Source organism: Enterobacter sp. LM3 (assembly GCF_046622475.1).
Classification (GTDB): Bacteria; Pseudomonadota; Gammaproteobacteria; order Enterobacterales; family Enterobacteriaceae; genus Enterobacter; species Enterobacter cloacae_P.
Genome location: NZ_JBJURN010000004.1, coordinates 59693 through 77834, shown reverse-complemented (window position 1 = coordinate 77834; position 18142 = coordinate 59693). Strand labels below are relative to the sequence as shown.

Below are 18142 nucleotides of genomic sequence, written 5' to 3'. Positions count from 1 at the left end.
GTCACCACGGACCATTTGCAATGGTGAACAATATGACCGACTTAACCGCGCAAGAAGCCGCCTGGCAGACCCGGGATCATCTGGATGACCCTGTCATTGGCGAACTGCGCAACCGTTTTGGGCCGGATGCCTTTACTGTTCAGGCCACCCGCACCGGGGTACCCGTTGTCTGGGTGAAGCGTGAACAATTACTGGAAGTTGTCGATTTCCTCAAGAAATTGCCAAAACCTTACGTCATGCTGTTTGACTTACACGGCATGGATGAACGTCTGCGTACGCACCGCCAGGGTCTCCCTGCTGCGGATTTTTCCGTTTTCTACCACCTGATCTCAATAGACCGCAATACGGATATCATGCTCAAGGTGGCATTGTCTGAAAACGACATGCATCTGCCGACGATCACCAAACTTTTCCCGAACGCCAACTGGTATGAGCGTGAAACCTGGGAAATGTTCGGCATGACCTTTGACGGCCACCCACACCTGACGCGCATCATGATGCCGCAGACCTGGACCGGCCACCCGCTGCGTAAAGACTACCCGGCACGTGCAACTGAATTCGACCCGTTTGAGCTGACCAAAGCCAAGCAGGATCTGGAGATGGAAGCACTGACCTTCAAGCCGGAAGACTGGGGCATGAAGCGCGGTACCGACAACGAGGACTTCATGTTCCTCAACCTCGGCCCGAACCACCCATCTGCGCACGGTGCATTCCGTATTATTCTTCAGCTTGATGGCGAAGAGATTGTCGACTGCGTACCGGATATCGGTTACCACCACCGTGGTGCTGAGAAGATGGGCGAGCGCCAGTCCTGGCACAGCTACATTCCGTATACCGACCGTATCGAATACCTCGGCGGTTGCGTAAACGAAATGCCATACGTGCTGGCCGTTGAGAAACTGGCAGGCATCACCACGCCGGATCGCGTTAACGTGATCCGCGTCATGCTGTCTGAACTGTTCCGTATTAACAGCCACCTGCTGTACATCTCCACGTTCATTCAGGACGTTGGCGCGATGACCCCGGTCTTCTTCGCCTTTACCGACCGTCAGAAAATCTACGATCTGGTTGAAGCGATTACCGGCTTCCGTATGCACCCGGCCTGGTTCCGTATCGGTGGTGTCGCACACGATCTGCCGCGCGGTTGGGATCGTCTGCTGCGTGAATTCCTCGACTGGATGCCAAAACGTCTGGCCTCTTACGAGAAAGCCGCACTGCGTAACACCATCCTGAAAGGCCGTTCCCAGGGCGTTGCTGCCTACGGCGCGAAAGAAGCGCTGGAGTGGGGGACAACAGGGGCGGGTCTGCGTGCAACCGGTATTGATTTCGACGTGCGTAAAGCCCGTCCTTACTCTGGCTACGAGAACTTCGACTTTGAAGTCCCGGTTGGCGGCGGTGTATCCGACTGCTACACCCGCGTGATGCTGAAAGTAGAAGAGCTGCGCCAGAGTCTGCGCATCCTTGAGCAGTGCCTCAACAACATGCCGGAAGGCCCGTTCAAAGCGGATCACCCGCTGACCACGCCGCCACCGAAAGAGCGCACGCTGCAACATATCGAAACCCTGATCACCCACTTCCTGCAGGTTTCCTGGGGTCCGGTCATGCCGGCCAATGAATCCTTCCAGATGATTGAAGCGACCAAGGGTATCAACAGCTACTACCTGACCAGTGACGGCAGCACCATGAGCTACCGTACCCGTGTGCGTACGCCAAGCTTCGCGCACCTGCAGCAGATCCCGGCCGCCATTCGCGGCAGTCTGGTCTCCGACCTGATTGTGTATCTGGGTAGTATCGATTTTGTTATGTCAGATGTGGACCGCTAATTATGCACGAGAATCAACAACCACAAACCGAGGCTTTTGAGCTGAGTGAAGCAGAGCGTGCCGCCATTGAGCACGAGATGCACCACTACGAAGACCCGCGTGCGGCGTCCATTGAAGCGCTGAAAATCGTTCAGAAACAGCGTGGTTGGGTGCCGGATGGGGCGATCTATGAGATCGCAAAAGTGCTGGGTATTCCGGCAAGTGATGTAGAAGGTGTAGCCACGTTCTACAGCCAGATCTTCCGTCAGCCGGTAGGCCGCCATGTGATCCGCTATTGTGACAGCGTTGTTTGTCACATTACCGGTTATCAGGGCATTCAGGCGGCAATTGAGAAAAAACTCAATATCAAGCCGGGCCAGACCACGTTCGACGGTCGCTTTACTCTGCTGCCAACCTGCTGCCTGGGTAACTGCGACAAGGGGCCGACCATGATGATTGATGAGGACACTCACAGCCATCTGACGCCGGAAGCCATTCCTGACCTGCTGGAGCAGTACAAATGAAAACTGTAATTCGTACTGCTGAGACTCATCCGCTGACCTGGCGTCTGCGCGATGACAAACAGCCGGTATGGCTCGACGAATACCAAAGCAAAAACGGCTATGCCGGTGCGCGTAAAGCCCTCGGCGGCATGGCACCGGATGAAATCGTTAACGCGGTGAAAGATTCTGGCCTGAAAGGGCGCGGCGGTGCGGGCTTCTCCACCGGTCTGAAGTGGAGCCTGATGCCAAAAGACGAATCCATGAACATCCGTTACCTGCTGTGTAACGCCGATGAAATGGAGCCGGGCACCTATAAAGACCGCCTGCTGATGGAACAGCTGCCACACCTGCTGGTGGAAGGCATGCTGATCTCCGCGTTCGCGCTGAAAGCGTACCGTGGTTACATCTTCCTGCGCGGTGAATACATCGAAGCGGCAGAAAACCTGCGCCGCGCGATCGCCGAAGCCACCGAAGCGGGCCTGCTGGGTAAAAATATCCTGGGCACCGGTTTTGACTTCGAACTGTTCGTGCACACCGGGGCAGGGCGTTATATCTGTGGTGAAGAAACCGCGCTGATTAACTCCCTGGAAGGCCGCCGTGCGAACCCGCGTTCCAAGCCACCGTTCCCGGCAAGCTCCGGCGTGTGGGGCAAACCGACCTGCGTCAACAACGTCGAAACCCTGTGTAACGTTCCGGCAATCCTCGCTAACGGCGTGGAGTGGTATCAGGGCATCTCTGCAAGCAAAGATGCTGGTACCAAGCTGATGGGCTTCTCCGGTCGCGTGAAAAACCCTGGCGTCTGGGAACTGCCGTTCGGTACTACCGCGCGTGAAATTCTTGAAGACTATGCTGGCGGCATGCGTGACGGTCTGAAATTCAAAGCCTGGCAGCCGGGTGGGGCAGGGACAGACTTCCTGACCGAAGCCCACCTTGACCTGCCAATGGAATTCGAAAGCATTGGTAAAGCAGGTAGCCGTCTGGGTACGGCGCTGGCGATGGCCGTCGACCATGAGATCGGCATGGTATCGCTGGTGCGTAACCTGGAAGAGTTCTTCGCCCGCGAGTCCTGCGGCTGGTGTACACCATGCCGTGATGGTCTGCCGTGGAGCGTGAAGATCCTCCGTGCTATTGAACGTGGCGAAGGTCAGCCTGGCGATATCGAGACACTTGAGCAACTGTGTCGATTCCTGGGCCCAGGTAAAACCTTCTGTGCCCACGCACCCGGTGCCGTCGAGCCACTGCAGAGCGCGATTAAATATTTCCGCGATGAATTCGAAGCAGGCATCAAGCAGCCGTTCAGCAATACCCATGCAATCAATGGTATTCAGCCGAACCTGCTGAAAACGCGCTGGTAACGACAAGAATTTTGATTAACGCTCAGACATAGTCTGAGCCAACTGGAAGCATGCTAATGGCTACGATTCATGTAGACGGCAAAGAATATGAGGTCAACGGGGCGGACAACCTGCTGGAAGCTTGTCTGTCGCTCGGCCTTGATATTCCGTACTTTTGCTGGCATCCGGCGCTGGGCAGCGTCGGTGCTTGCCGCCAGTGTGCGGTGAAGCAATATCAGAACGCGGAAGACACGCGTGGTCGCCTGGTGATGTCCTGTATGACGCCAGCCACCGAAGGCACTTTTATTTCGATTGATGACGAAGAAGCCAAACAGTTCCGCGAAAGCGTGGTGGAATGGTTGATGACCAACCACCCACACGACTGTCCGGTCTGTGAAGAGGGCGGTAACTGCCACCTTCAGGATATGACCGTAATGACCGGTCACAGCTTCCGTCGCTATCGCTTTACCAAACGTACCCACCGTAACCAGGATCTGGGGCCGTTCATCTCTCACGAAATGAACCGCTGCATCGCCTGCTACCGCTGCGTGCGTTACTACAAAGACTACGCAGACGGTCAGGATCTGGGCGTGTATGGCGCGCATGACAACGTCTACTTCGGTCGTCCGGAAGACGGTACGCTTGAAAGCGAATTCTCCGGTAACCTGGTAGAAATCTGCCCGACTGGCGTATTCACCGATAAAACCCACTCCGAGCGTTACAACCGTAAGTGGGACATGCAGTTTGCGCCAAGCATCTGCCAGCAGTGCTCGCTGGGCTGTAACACCAGCCCGGGTGAACGCTACGGCGAACTGCGTCGTATCGAAAACCGTTACAACGGTACCGTTAACCACTACTTCCTGTGCGACCGCGGTCGTTTCGGCTATGGCTATGTGAACCTGAAAGACCGTCCGCGTCAGCCGGTTCAGCGCCGCGGCGATGACCTGATCACCCTGAACGCTGAACAGGCGATGCAGGGCGCGGCAGATATTCTGCGCCAGTCGAAGAAGGTGATCGGTATCGGCTCCCCGCGCGCCAGCATCGAAAGCAACTTCGCGTTGCGCGAGCTGGTAGGGGCGGAAAACTTCTATACCGGTATCGCCCAGGGCGAGCAGGAACGTCTGCAACTGGTACTGAAAGTGCTGCGCGAAGGTGGTATTCATACCCCTGCGCTGCGCGAAATCGAATCTTATGATGCGGTTCTGGTGCTGGGTGAAGACCTGACTCAGACTGGCGCTCGCGCGGCTCTGGCGGTTCGTCAGGCGGTGAAAGGTAAAGCGCGTGAAATGGCGGCAGCCCAGAAAGTGGCTGACTGGCAGATTGCAGCAATCCTGAACATCGGTCAGCGCGCCAAACACCCACTGTTTGTGACAAACGTCGACAACACCCGTCTGGATGATATCGCTGCGTGGACCTACTGCGCACCGGTTGAAGATCAGGCGCGTCTTGGTTTTGCGATTGCACACGCACTGGACAACAACTCTCCGGCCGTTGAAGGCCTGGATCGCGACCTGCAAAATAAGGTTGACGTGATTGTTCAGGCGCTGGCAGGGGCGAAGAAACCGCTGATTATTTCCGGGACTAACGCCGGTAGCGCGGAGATCGTTCAGGCGGCAGCAAACGTTGCTAAAGCTCTGAAAGGCCGTGGTGCGGACGTTGGCGTAACCATGATTGCCCGTGCGGTGAACAGCATCGGTCTGGGTATGATTGGCGGCGGTTCTCTGGAAGCGGCGTTAAGCGAACTGGAATCCGGTGCTGCTGACGCCGTTGTGGTGCTGGAAAACGACCTGCATCGCCATGCCTCTGCGGCACGCGTTGACGCAGCGCTCGCAAAAGCGCCGCTGGTGATGGTTATTGACCATCAGCGCACAGCCATTATGGACAAAGCGCACCTGGTGCTCTCTGCGGCAAGCTTCGCAGAAAGCGACGGTACGGTTATCAACAACGAAGGCCGCGCGCAGCGTTTCTTCCAGGTTTATGACCCCGCGTACTACGACAGCAACACGGTGATGCTGGAAAGCTGGCGCTGGCTGCACTCTTTGCACAGCACCGTGCAGAGCCGTGAAGTGGACTGGACGCAGCTTGACCACGTTATCGATGCGGTAGCTGAAAAACTGCCTCAGCTGGCGGCGATTAAAGATGCGGCACCTGACGCAAGCTTCCGTATTCGCGGTCAGAAACTGGCGCGTGAACCGCACCGTTACAGCGGTCGTACCGCCATGCGTGCCAATATCAGTGTGCATGAACCTCGTCAGCCGCAGGATAAAGACACGATGTTTGCCTTCTCAATGGAAGGGAACAACCAGCCGTCTGCACCGCGCTCTCAGGTTCCGTTCGCATGGGCTCCGGGCTGGAACTCTCCACAGGCATGGAACAAATTCCAGGCTGAAGTGGGCGGCTCCCTGCGTCACGGTGATCCGGGCGTGCGTCTGATTGAAGCCTCCGAAACCGGTCTGGACTTCTTCGCCACCGTTCCGGCGAGCTTCCAGGCACAGGTTGGTAGCTGGCGTATTGCGCCGTACTACCATCTGTTTGGTAGCGACGAGTTGTCCCAGCGTTCTCCGGTCTTCCAGCAGCGTATGCCGCAGCCGTACATCAAGCTCAACCCGGCAGATGCCGCTAAGCTTGGCGTCAACGCGGGCGCGAACATTGCCTTTAGCTACGATGGCCAGACAATCAGCCTGCCGCTGATTATCTCCGAAGGTCTGACAGCAGGGCAGGTTGGTTTACCGATGGGTATGCCTGGCATCGCGCCGGTACTGGCGGGTGCGCGTCTTGATAACCTGCAGGAGGCAAAAGCATGAGTTGGTTAACGCCGGATCTTATCGACATCCTGCTGAGCATTCTGAAAGCAATTGTCATTCTGCTGGTGGTGGTCACCTGCGGCGCGTTCATGAGCTTTGGTGAACGTCGTCTGCTCGGTCTGTTCCAGAACCGTTACGGACCGAACCGCGTGGGCTGGGGTGGTTCACTCCAGCTGGTCGCGGACATGATCAAGATGTTCTTTAAAGAGGACTGGATCCCGCGCTTCTCGGATCGCGTGATCTTTACTCTGGCACCGATGATCGCCTTTACCTCGCTGCTGCTGGCGTTTGCTATCGTTCCTGTCAGCCCGACCTGGGTTGTGGCTGACCTGAACATCGGCATTCTGTTCTTCCTGATGATGGCAGGCCTCGCGGTATACGCGGTGCTGTTTGCAGGCTGGTCCAGTAACAACAAATACTCGCTGTTGGGTGCAATGCGTGCTTCCGCGCAGACGCTCAGCTACGAAGTGTTCCTGGGTCTTTCCCTGATGGGCGTGGTGGCGCAGGCCGGTTCATTCAACATGACCGACATCGTCAACAACCAGGCCGACATCTGGAACGTCATCCCGCAGTTCTTTGGTTTCATTACCTTTGCTATCGCGGGCGTGGCGGTGTGTCACCGTCACCCGTTTGACCAGCCAGAAGCCGAACAGGAACTGGCCGACGGTTACCACATTGAATATTCCGGTATGAAGTTCGGTCTGTTCTTCGTGGGCGAGTACATTGGTATCGTCACCATTTCCGCGTTGATGGTAACGCTGTTCTTTGGTGGCTGGCATGGCCCGTTCTTACCGCCGTTCATCTGGTTCGCGCTGAAAACCGCGTTCTTCATGATGATGTTCATTTTGATTCGTGCGTCGTTACCGCGTCCTCGTTATGACCAGGTAATGTCCTTCGGCTGGAAAGTTTGCCTGCCGCTGACGCTCGTCAACTTGCTGGTAACGGCGGCTGTCATTCTCTGGCAGCAGCCATAAGGGGCTTTGAGATCATGACCTTAAAAGAATTATTGGTAGGCTTCGGCACCCAGGTACGCAGTATCTGGATGATCGGCCTGCACGCGTTTGCCAAACGCGAAACCCAGATGTACCCGGAAGAGCCGGTATATCTGCCGCCGCGCTACCGTGGCCGTATCGTGCTGACGCGCGACCCGGACGGTTCGGAGCGTTGCGTTGCCTGTAACCTGTGTGCGGTAGCGTGTCCGGTGGGCTGTATCTCTCTGCAGAAAGCAGAGACGGTAGATGGCCGCTGGTACCCTGAGTTCTTCCGCATCAACTTCTCACGCTGCATCTTCTGCGGTCTGTGTGAAGAAGCGTGCCCAACCACGGCGATTCAGCTGACTCCAGACTTCGAACTGGGTGAGTACAAGCGTCAGGATCTGGTGTACGAGAAAGAGGATCTGCTGATTTCCGGTCCGGGCAAATACCCGGAATATAACTTCTACCGGATGGCGGGTATGGCAATCGACGGCAAAGATAAGGGCGAAGCAGAGAACGAAGCTAAGCCTATCGACGTCAAGAGCCTGTTACCGTAAGGAGAGGGCAATGGAATTCGCTTTTTATATCTGTGGCCTCATCGCCATCCTGGCCACGTTGCGAGTGATTACGCACACCAATCCGGTGCATGCGCTGCTGTATTTAATCATTTCGCTGCTGGCTATTTCCGGGGTGTTCTTTGCGCTGGGCGCGCACTTTGCCGGTGCGCTGGAAATCATCGTCTACGCTGGTGCCATCATGGTGCTGTTCGTCTTCGTGGTAATGATGCTGAATCTGGGCGGCTCTGAAATTGAGCAGGAACGTCAGTGGTTAAAACCGCAGGTGTGGATTGGCCCGGCAATTTTGTCGGCCATCATGCTGGTGGTGATTGTTTACGCCATTCTGGGCGTTAACGATCAGGGCATCGACGGTACGCCAATCAGCGCTAAAGCAGTCGGTATTACGCTGTTTGGCCCATACGTTCTGGCGGTTGAACTGGCCTCCATGCTGCTGCTGGCAGGTCTGGTTGTGGCCTTCCACGTTGGCCGCGAAGAGCGTGCTGGCGAGGTGCTGAGCAACCGCACTGACGACCGCGCGAAAAGAAAAACGGAGGAACGCGCATGATCCCCTTAACACATGGACTGATCCTCGCTGCGATTTTATTCGTTCTCGGCTTAACCGGTCTGGTCATCCGCCGCAATCTGCTGTTTATGCTGATCGGTCTGGAAATCATGATCAACGCTTCCGCGCTGGCCTTCGTGGTCGCCGGTAGCTACTGGGGCCAGACCGATGGTCAGGTGATGTACATTCTTGCTATCAGCCTCGCGGCTGCCGAAGCGAGTATTGGCCTGGCGCTGTTACTGCAGCTCCATCGTCGCCGCCAGAACCTGAACATCGATTCAGTAAGTGAGTTGCGTGGATGAACATGCTTGCCTTAACCATTATTTTTCCGCTGATTGGCTTCGTGCTGCTGGCGTTTTCTCGTGGCCGCTGGTCTGAGAATCTGTCTGCAACCGTTGGCATTGGCTCTATCGGTCTGGCTGCGCTGGTGACAGCGTATGCAGGTATCGACTTCTTCAACAACGGCAAGCAGCCTTTCAGCGTGCCGCTGTGGACCTGGATGTCGGTCGGTGATTTCAACATCGGTTTTAACCTGGTGCTGGATGGTCTGTCTCTGACCATGCTCTCCGTGGTAACCGGCGTGGGCTTCCTGATCCACATGTTTGCCTCCTGGTATATGCGCGGTGAAGAGGGTTACTCCCGCTTCTTCGCCTACACCAACCTGTTTATCGCGAGCATGGTCGTTCTGGTGCTGGCCGATAACCTGCTGCTGATGTATCTGGGCTGGGAAGGCGTGGGTCTGTGTTCTTACCTGCTGATCGGTTTCTACTACACCGATCCGAAGAATGGCGCAGCGGCCATGAAGGCGTTCATCGTGACCCGTGTGGGTGACGTGTTCCTCGCCTTCGCACTGTTCATTCTCTACAACGAACTGGGCACGCTGAACTTCCGCGAAATGGTGGAACTGGCACCGGCTCACTTCGCGGCAGGCAACAATATGCTGATGTGGGCAACGCTGATGCTGCTGGGTGGTGCTGTGGGTAAATCAGCACAGCTGCCGTTGCAGACATGGCTGGCAGACGCGATGGCGGGTCCAACCCCGGTCTCCGCGCTGATCCACGCAGCAACCATGGTGACCGCGGGTGTTTACCTGATTGCGCGTACTCATGGCCTGTTCCTGATGACTCCGGAAATTCTGCATCTGGTGGGTATCGTCGGTGCGGTTACGCTGGTGCTGGCAGGCTTTGCCGCGCTGGTTCAGACCGACATCAAACGCGTTCTCGCATACTCCACCATGAGCCAGATTGGTTACATGTTCCTGGCCCTGGGTGTTCAGGCGTGGGACGCGGCGATTTTCCACCTGATGACGCATGCGTTCTTTAAAGCGCTGCTGTTCCTCTCATCCGGTTCCGTGATCCTGGCCTGCCATCACGAGCAGAACATCTTCAAAATGGGCGGACTGCGTAAGTCCATCCCGCTGGTGTATGTCTGCTTCCTGGTGGGCGGCGCGGCGCTGGCGGCATTGCCGCTGATTACCGCGGGCTTCTTCAGTAAGGACGAAATCCTTGCGGGTGCCATGGCGAATGGTCATATCAATCTGATGGTTGCGGGTCTGGTCGGTGCGTTCATGACCTCCCTGTATACCTTCCGTATGATTTTCATCGTATTCCACGGTAAAGAACAAATTCACGCTCACGCAGGGAAGGGGATTACCCACCACCTGCCGCTGATTGTGCTGCTGGTACTGTCCACCTTCGTTGGCGCGATGATTGTGCCACCGCTGCAGGGCGTACTGCCAGACACCACCGAGCTTGAGCACGGTCGCGTTCTGACGCTTGAAATCACCTCTGGTGTGGTCGCTCTTGCGGGCATCCTGATTGCAGCATGGCTGTGGCTGGGTAAACGTACGCTGGTGACATCTGTTGCCAACAGTGCGCCAGGCCGTCTGCTGGGCACCTGGTGGTACAACGCATGGGGCTTCGACTGGCTGTACGATATGATTTTCGTCAAGCCGTTCCTGGGTATTGCGTGGCTGCTGAAGCGCGACCCACTGAACGCCATGATGAATATTCCGGCGATCCTGTCCCGCTTTGCAGGTAAAGGCCTGCTGTTCAGCGAGAACGGTTATCTGCGCTGGTATGTGGCGTCTATGAGCATCGGTGCGGTTGTCGTGCTGGCGCTGCTGATGGTGTTGCGTTGATCGTTAAGTGAATTTTATTCGAATTCGTTGAAAATCAGGCCCCTGTTGGGGGCCTTAAAAAGGAATGTAAATCGCCATGTTACTACCCTGGCTAATATTAATTCCCTTCATCGGCGGCTTCCTGTGCTGGCAGACTGAACGCTTTGGCGTGAAGATGCCGCGCTGGATCGCGCTGATCACTATGGGATTGACGCTCGCGCTTGGTCTGCAACTGTGGTTGCAGGGTGGCTACTCTCTGACTCAGTCTGCGGGTATTCCGCAGTGGCAGTCTGAATTCGTTCTGCCGTGGATCCCACGTTTCGGCATTACGATTCACCTGGCCATTGACGGTCTGTCACTGCTGATGGTGGTGCTGACCGGTCTGCTCGGTGTTCTGGCGGTACTGTGCTCCTGGCGAGAAATCGAAAAATACCAGGGCTTCTTCCACCTGAACCTGATGTGGATCCTGGGCGGCGTTATCGGCGTGTTCCTTGCCATCGACATGTTCCTGTTCTTCTTCTTCTGGGAGATGATGCTGGTGCCGATGTACTTCCTGATCGCGCTGTGGGGCCACAAGGCATCCGACGGTAAAACGCGTATCACGGCGGCAACCAAGTTCTTCATCTATACCCAGGCGAGCGGTCTGGTGATGCTGATTGCGATCCTGGCGCTGGTATTTGTTCATCACAACGCCACCGGCGTCTGGACCTTCAACTATGAAGATCTGCTGAAGACTCCGATGTCTCACGGTGTTGAATACCTGCTGATGCTGGGCTTCTTCATCGCTTTCGCGGTGAAAATGCCGGTGGTTCCACTGCACGGCTGGCTGCCAGATGCGCACTCCCAGGCACCAACGGCGGGTTCCGTTGACCTGGCGGGCATTTTGCTGAAAACCGCGGCCTACGGTCTGCTGCGTTTCGCTCTGCCGCTGTTCCCGAACGCTTCCGCTGAGTTCGCTCCGATTGCCATGTGGCTGGGTGTGATTGGTATCTTCTACGGTGCCTGGATGGCGTTTACGCAGTACGACATCAAACGCCTTATCGCATACACCTCCGTTTCCCACATGGGCTTCGTGCTGATTGCTATCTACACCGGCAGCCAGCTGGCGTACCAGGGCGCGGTTATCCAGATGATTGCGCACGGTCTGTCTGCAGCCGGTCTCTTCATCCTGAGCGGTCAGCTGTACGAACGTCTGCACACCCGTGACATGCGTATGATGGGTGGCCTGTGGGGCAAAATGAAATGGCTGCCAGCGATGTCTATGTTCTTCGCGGTTGCCACTCTGGGTATGCCTGGCACCGGTAACTTCGTTGGCGAATTCATGATTCTGTTCGGCAGCTTCAAGGTTGTTCCGGCAATTACCGTGATCTCCACGTTTGGTCTGGTGTTCGCTTCCGTTTACTCGCTGGCGATGCTGCACCGTGCTTACTTCGGTAAAGCGAAGAGCGAAATTGCTGCACAAGAACTGCCGGGGATGTCGCTGCGTGAGCTGTTCATCATCCTGCTGCTGGTCGTACTGCTGGTGCTGTTGGGCTTCTTCCCGCAGCCGATTCTGGATACCTCGCATTCCGCGATGAGCAATATCCAGCAGTGGTTTGTTAATTCTGTTTCTACTACAAGGCAGTAATTCGCTCATGACTTTAACTCCACAACAACTGATCGCGCTGCTACCGCTGCTGATCGTCGGATTGACGGTGGTGGTTGTGATGCTCTCCATTGCGTGGCGACGCAATCACTTCCTGAATGCGACCCTGTCCGTTCTGGGCCTGAACGCTGCGTTGGTTTCTCTCTGGTTTGTTGGCCAGGCAGGGGCGATGGATGTCACCCCGCTGATGCGTGTTGACGGTTATGCCATGCTGTACACCGGTCTGGTGCTGCTGGCGAGCCTGGCAACCTGTACCTTCGCGTACCCGTGGCTCGAAGGCTACAACGACAACAAAGAAGAGTTTTACCTGCTGGTACTGATTGCCGCACTGGGCGGCATTCTGCTGGCGAATGCGAACCACCTGGCTGCGCTGTTCCTCGGTATTGAGCTTATCTCTCTGCCGCTGTTCGGCCTGATTGGTTACGCCTTCCGTCAGAAGCGTTCTCTGGAAGCGAGTATCAAGTACACGATCCTGTCTGCGGCTGCATCGTCCTTCCTGCTGTTCGGTATTGCGCTGCTGTATGCACAGTCCGGTAACCTCTCCTTCGTGGCGCTCGGTAAGAGCCTCGGCGACGGCATGCTGCACGAACCGCTGCTGCTGGCGGGTCTGGGCATGATGATTGTCGGTCTCGGCTTTAAACTGTCTCTGGTTCCGTTCCACCTGTGGACGCCAGACGTATACCAGGGTGCTCCGGCTCCGGTTTCCACCTTCCTGGCGACGGCGAGCAAAATCGCTATCTTCGGCGTGGTGATGCGTCTGTTCCTGTACGCTCCGGTGGGTGATAGCGAAGCGGTTCGCGTAGTGCTGGGCATTATCGCATTTGCTTCCATCATCTTCGGTAACCTGATGGCGCTGAGCCAGACCAACATCAAACGTCTGCTGGGCTACTCCTCTATCTCTCACCTGGGCTACCTGCTGGTGGCGTTGATTGCGCTGCAGAGCGGTGAGATGTCGATGGAAACCGTTGGTGTGTATCTGGCCGGTTATCTGTTCAGCAGCCTCGGCGCGTTCGGCGTAGTGAGCCTGATGTCCAGCCCGTACCGTGGTCCGGATGCGGATTCACTGTTCTCCTACCGTGGTCTGTTCTGGCACCGTCCGATTCTGTCCGCGGTAATGACCGTGATGATGCTCTCTCTGGCGGGTATCCCGATGACGCTGGGCTTTATCGGTAAGTTCTACGTGCTGGCTGTTGGTGTGCAGGCGCACCTGTGGTGGCTGACCGCTGCGGTGGTTATTGGCTCCGCGATTGGTCTGTACTACTACCTGCGCGTTGCCGTGAGCCTGTACCTGAGCGCGCCTCAGCAGCTCAACCGCGATGCACCAACCAACTGGCAGTACAGCGCCGGGGGGATTGTGGTGCTGATCTCCGCGCTGCTGGTGCTGATCTTCGGTATCTACCCGCAGCCGCTGATCACCATCGTGCAACACGCGATGCCGCTGATGTAAGGCGAAAGCAAAAAACCCGCCTCGGCGGGTTTTTTTATGCTTTTCGCCCTCTCCCTGTGGGAGAGGGCCGGGGGGAGGGCACCAGCCCGCACGAACTTAAGCCAGCTGCTTCCTGCTAATCAGCGGCCCGTCAATCTTCTTCATCGAACGGTCCAGCACTTCCTCAATCACCGATGACAGCTCGTTCAGCTCAAACTTCGCTACGTAACCGTCGGCCTTCACCTTACGAATATGGTCTTCGTTGGCGTTGCCAGACAGAGAAGAGTGGATCACCACCGGAATATCTTTCAGTACCGGGTCAGTTTTGATTTTGCGCGTCAGCGTAAAACCGTCCATCTCCGGCATTTCGAGGTCGGTCAGTACCAGGGCGATTTTATCGGTGATTGGCACACCTTCTGCCTGAGCCTGTGCCGCCAGGACACCGATTTTTTCCCACGCGTCTTTACCGGTGATATGCAGTTGCGCCGGGATTTCCATCGCTTCCAGACCTTTTTCCAGCATCGAGCGCGCCACTTTGGAATCTTCCGCGACAATCGCGACGGCACCTGGCTTAATGTTGAATTTGGTGGTCTTCAGATTGGTGGCGTGCAAATCGTGATTGGCCGGCGTGATGTCATACAGGATCTGCTCAACGTCCAGCACCATTGCCAGATCGTTGGTATCAGTCTTTTCGTCCAGGCAGGCAATACTGGTGATGTAACGTCCGCTGACGGCGGTTTCTGCGGCGTGAACCTGCTTCCAGTCCAGACGCATAATATTTTCGACAGACTCCACGGCAAACGCCTGTACGCTGCGGGCATATTCCGTGATCAGCAGAATGTTCAGTCCGGTTGTTGGCTTGCAACCGGCGACAGCGGCCAGGTCAATTACCGGGATCACTTGATCGCGAATATTGACCATCCCCATCAGCGGTGACTTCATGCCAGCGGGTTTTGTGAACTCCGGCATTGGCACAATTTCTCGCAGCTTAAAGACGTTAATGCCAAACAGTTCGGATTTGTTTTCGTTCAGAGAGGTGCCGAGGCGAAACAGCAACAGTTCAAAACGGTTCGACAGGGTGAGATTCGCCCTGTCATCAATATCTTTCTGGAAATTATCCATTCTACCCTCAAGTGAAATGCTGGCCTTTTAATCGTTATCGGCATCCTGAGGAAAAAATGAAGGACTAAACGCTGACCTGAGCGAAATCTTCGGCCAGCTCACATTCTGAGAACAGCTCCCGGCATTCCGCCAGCAGGCTTTCACAGCCCCGGGCGTCATAGCGCGAGCTGACGTGGGTGACGATCAATTTCCCGACGTCCGCTGCACGGGCAAGCTGTGCGGCCTGACGCGTTGAGCTATGACCGCGACCGTTAGCTTTCTCTTCCATCGCCGTTTCCAGCGTGGCTTCATGCACCATCACATCCACTCCCCGGGCCAGATGGAGGGCGGATGGGCAAGGTGCTGTGTCGCCGAAAATCGCCAGTTTCTTACCCGGCTGTGGCGCGGAAAGGTAATCCCGCCCGTTTACCCTTCGTCCGTCTTCCAGCGTGACGGTATCGCCCAGCTTCAGACGCTGGAACAGCGGTCCGGGCTTAACGCCATCGGCCATGAGCGCGGCAGCGTTAAGCGTACCTGGTTTGTCATATTCCTCTATGCGGTAGCCGTAGCACTCCACCGGGTGGTTAAGCGGCTGGACAGCGATTTTATAAAACCCATCGTCATAGACCCAGCCTTCGGCAATCTCAACCACTTCCAGCGGATAATCTGTCCACGAACCGCTCAGGCGCAGCGTGGTGTCAACAAATTCACGAATACCCGCAGGCCCGTAAATGGTCAGGGGGTTGGGGTTCCCGGCCATCGAGCGGCTGCACAGCAGGCCAGGCAGGCCGAACAGGTGATCGCCATGCAGATGGGTGATAAAGATTTTATCCAGCTTACCCGGGTGGTAAGTGGTGCGTAACAGCTGATGCTGTGTTCCTTCGCCGCAGTCAAATAGCCACAACCCGCCACGGGTTGGGTGCTGCAAATCCAGCAGGATCGCGGTCACATTCCGTGAGCGGGTTGGCACGCCAGCAGACGTACCCAGAAAAATCAGTTCCATAACGCAATCAGCCCTTTGCCGAATGGGGAGGGGTCTAGTATAACGTGAGGAAACCCAGGAAGGAGACAGACATGATCCAGTGGCAAGATTTACACCATAGTGAACTGACTATTCATTCCCTTTATGCGCTGCTCAAACTGCGTTGCGAAGTGTTTGTTGTCGAGCAAACCTGTCCGTACCAGGACATCGATGGTGATGACCTGCTCGGGGAAAACCGCCATATCCTCGGCTGGCGGGATAACGAACTGGTCGCGTATGCGAGGATCCTGAAAAGTGAGGACGATTTTGAGCCTGTCGTCATTGGCCGCGTCATCATCAGCGGCCACGCACGGGGTGAAAAACTGGGTTATCAGCTGATGGAGAAAACCCTGGATGCCTGCCAAAAACAGTGGCCGGACAAGGCGTTATATCTGGGGGCGCAGGCGCACCTACAGCCCTTCTATGGTCACTTCGGGTTTACTCCTGTGACGGACGTGTATGACGAAGATGGCATTCCACACATCGGAATGGCGCGGGAGATGAAGCAGGCGTAATGATGTGTGGTTGGCTATAGTTAGCGGACTGGTGTACTAACATGGAGAAAAATATGTCATTTCAATCCTGGGATACCCGTATCGATGACGACCTCGCCTTGCTGAGCGAAACCCTGGAAGAGGTGTTGCGTTCGTCGGGCGATCCGGCCGACCAGAAGTATATCGAGCTAAAAGAGCGCGCCGAAAAGGCACTGCATGAGGTGAAATCACGCGTCAGCCAGGCATCTGATACCTATTACTACCGTGCAAAACGTGCGGTTTACCGTACCGATGACTACGTACATGAAAACCCCTGGCATAGTATTGGCGTTGGTGCAGCCGTTGGGCTGGTGCTTGGGTTGCTTTTAGCTCGCCGCTAATGTGTTGATGCAAACCGTTAACCGCTCCCTATACATGGGTACTGCTATTTATGGTCAGTACCCCGTATAATATGAGGTTTTAACAGGGAGAGGTTCGCGTGCATTCGATTTCCATCGCGCTGGAACGTCTGCGCAGTCAGCTTGCGCATGCGTTACCTGCTACAGCGGGTTTATGCCATTTCGACGTCTCTTTCCCGTTAAACGACGCGTTTGACCCTCTGGCCTGGTTAGGCGTTCAGTCCTGTTACCCTCAGTTTTACTGGCAGCAGCGTAACGGTGATGAGGAACTGGCCGCACTCGGTGCCGTCACCCATTTTTCATCCCTGGCCTCTGCTTCGCGGTTTTTACACACGCACAATGCGGCACATGACACCCGAATCTGCGGCCTTAACGCCTTTAACCCGGAGCAGGGCAGTCTGTTTTTACCGCGTCTGCTCTGGCGGCGTTTTGCCGGGGTTGCCACCTTACGCCTTCAGCTGTGGAGCGACAGCTCGCTCCAGGGCGATGCCCGCGCCGCGCTGGACTTTTTACAACAGCTCCGTGATGCCAGACCGATTCGCCCGCTGTCGGTTCAGGTTATGCAGGAAACGCATCAGCCGCAAAAATCAGAATGGTTACGTCTTATCCGCCAGGCAACAGAGACCATCGCCCGCGGCGATTTTGAAAAGGTGGTGCTCGCCAGGGCAACCGATTTGCAGTTCAATCAGCCGGTTAACGCTGTCGCATTGATGGCGGCGAGTCGCGCCCTGAATTTAAACTGCTACCATTTCTGCATGGTATTCGATGCCGGTAACGCTTTTCTCGGCTCCACGCCCGAACGACTGTGGCGGCGTCGCGGTACGTTATTGCGTACCGAGGCTCTGGCGGGAACAGTGAGCAGCCATAGCGATGATAAACAGGCGCAGCGTCTGGGCGAATGGCTGATGAAAGACGACAAAAATCAGCGTGAAAATATGCTGGTCGTGGAGGATATCTGCGAGCGATTACAACACCATACCCATACGCTGGAGGTGTTGCCAGCTCAGGTTGTGCGGCTGCGTAAGGTGCAGCATTTGCGTCGCTGCATCTGGACTGAGCTAAAACATGCGGATGATGAACAATGTCTGCATGTTCTGCAGCCAACGGCTGCCGTCGCCGGGCTGCCGCGCCAGGCGGCGCGTGAGTTTATTCATCGCGTTGAACCCTTCGACCGCGAGTGGTACGCCGGATCTGCCGGGTATTTATCGCCCGACCAAAGTGAGTTCTGCGTGGCATTACGCTCTGCGCGCGTCCGCGATGCTGCGCTGCGGCTCTACGCCGGGGCGGGAATTGTCAGCGGGTCTGACCCGGAACAAGAGTGGCAGGAGATAGAAAACAAAGCCGCTGGGCTGCGTTCTCTGCTCCTTAGGGATTAATACTGATTCGTGCATTCCCGATTCAT

The 18142-nt window shown here is 56.1% G+C and carries 16 protein-coding genes; 14 read left to right on the top strand and 2 right to left on the bottom strand.

Translation table 11 applies throughout. The annotated features are described in order from the left end of the window. The first annotated feature begins 20 nt into the window (after positions 1-20). The 11 genes from nuoC (at position 21) to nuoN (ending at position 13747) form a co-directional block, all read left to right on the top strand. Complete coding sequence (gene nuoC / locus ACJ9N4_RS06400; RefSeq protein ID WP_182272129.1) at positions 21-1823, top strand: NADH-quinone oxidoreductase subunit C/D; 1803 nt, start codon at positions 21-23, stop codon at positions 1821-1823. A gap of 2 nt (positions 1824-1825) precedes the next feature. After that, positions 1826-2326: an NADH-quinone oxidoreductase subunit NuoE gene (gene nuoE / locus ACJ9N4_RS06395; protein WP_006176513.1), complete on the top strand. Its 501-nt coding sequence runs from the start codon at positions 1826-1828 to the stop codon at positions 2324-2326. Then, positions 2323-3660, top strand: a complete 1338-nt coding sequence (gene nuoF / locus ACJ9N4_RS06390) for an NADH-quinone oxidoreductase subunit NuoF (RefSeq protein ID WP_182272128.1) — start codon at positions 2323-2325, stop codon at positions 3658-3660. The genes nuoE and nuoF overlap by 4 nt, the downstream gene beginning before the upstream one ends. Positions 3661-3716: 56 nt before the next feature. After that, positions 3717-6443, top strand: a complete 2727-nt coding sequence (gene nuoG, locus ACJ9N4_RS06385; RefSeq protein WP_182918708.1) for an NADH-quinone oxidoreductase subunit NuoG — start codon at positions 3717-3719, stop codon at positions 6441-6443. Beyond that, on the top strand, positions 6440-7417 hold the full coding sequence (gene nuoH / locus ACJ9N4_RS06380; RefSeq protein WP_182272126.1) for an NADH-quinone oxidoreductase subunit NuoH: 978 nt from the start codon (positions 6440-6442) through the stop codon (positions 7415-7417). The genes nuoG and nuoH overlap by 4 nt, the downstream gene beginning before the upstream one ends. Before the next feature lie 14 nt (positions 7418-7431). After that, positions 7432-7974, top strand: coding sequence for an NADH-quinone oxidoreductase subunit NuoI (gene nuoI, locus ACJ9N4_RS06375; RefSeq protein WP_010433353.1), 543 nt, complete (start codon positions 7432-7434; stop codon positions 7972-7974). Positions 7975-7984: 10 nt separating this feature from the next. Then, on the top strand, positions 7985-8539 hold the full coding sequence (nuoJ, locus tag ACJ9N4_RS06370; RefSeq protein ID WP_063450387.1) for an NADH-quinone oxidoreductase subunit J: 555 nt from the start codon (positions 7985-7987) through the stop codon (positions 8537-8539). Further along, on the top strand, positions 8536-8838 hold the full coding sequence (nuoK, locus tag ACJ9N4_RS06365) for an NADH-quinone oxidoreductase subunit NuoK (protein WP_003861496.1): 303 nt from the start codon (positions 8536-8538) through the stop codon (positions 8836-8838). Before nuoJ ends, nuoK begins: the two co-directional genes overlap by 4 nt. After that, on the top strand, positions 8835-10676 hold the full coding sequence (gene nuoL, locus ACJ9N4_RS06360) for an NADH-quinone oxidoreductase subunit L (RefSeq protein ID WP_182272125.1): 1842 nt from the start codon (positions 8835-8837) through the stop codon (positions 10674-10676). The genes nuoK and nuoL overlap by 4 nt, the downstream gene beginning before the upstream one ends. Before the next feature lie 76 nt (positions 10677-10752). After that, entirely contained in the window at positions 10753-12282 is a 1530-nt protein-coding gene (nuoM, locus tag ACJ9N4_RS06355; protein WP_182272124.1) for an NADH-quinone oxidoreductase subunit M, read from the top strand. Positions 12283-12289: 7 nt separating this feature from the next. After that, entirely contained in the window at positions 12290-13747 is a 1458-nt protein-coding gene (gene nuoN / locus ACJ9N4_RS06350; protein ID WP_182272123.1) for an NADH-quinone oxidoreductase subunit NuoN, read from the top strand. A gap of 96 nt (positions 13748-13843) precedes the next feature. On the opposite strand, the gene ACJ9N4_RS06345 is transcribed toward nuoN, so the two are convergent. Next, positions 13844-14848 carry a chemotaxis protein gene (locus tag ACJ9N4_RS06345; RefSeq protein WP_182272122.1) on the bottom strand — a complete coding sequence of 335 codons (1005 nt, stop codon included), beginning with the start codon at positions 14846-14848 and terminating at the stop codon, positions 13844-13846. Positions 14849-14912: 64 nt separating this feature from the next. After that, entirely contained in the window at positions 14913-15830 is a 918-nt protein-coding gene (rnz, locus tag ACJ9N4_RS06340) for a ribonuclease Z (protein WP_182918707.1), read from the bottom strand. Positions 15831-15901: 71 nt separating this feature from the next. Between rnz and ACJ9N4_RS06335 the strand changes: the two genes are divergently transcribed. The 3 genes from ACJ9N4_RS06335 to menF all read left to right on the top strand — a co-directional run bounded on the left by ACJ9N4_RS06335 (position 15902) and on the right by menF (position 18116). Continuing rightward, complete coding sequence (locus ACJ9N4_RS06335; RefSeq protein ID WP_182918706.1) at positions 15902-16363, top strand: GNAT family N-acetyltransferase; 462 nt, start codon at positions 15902-15904, stop codon at positions 16361-16363. Positions 16364-16416: 53 nt separating this feature from the next. Continuing rightward, positions 16417-16722 carry a stress response protein ElaB gene (gene elaB, locus ACJ9N4_RS06330; RefSeq protein WP_182272119.1) on the top strand — a complete coding sequence of 102 codons (306 nt, stop codon included), beginning with the start codon at positions 16417-16419 and terminating at the stop codon, positions 16720-16722. A gap of 98 nt (positions 16723-16820) precedes the next feature. Then, positions 16821-18116, top strand: coding sequence for an isochorismate synthase MenF (gene menF / locus ACJ9N4_RS06325; RefSeq protein ID WP_182918705.1), 1296 nt, complete (start codon positions 16821-16823; stop codon positions 18114-18116). The last annotated feature ends 26 nt before the right edge of the window (positions 18117-18142 follow it).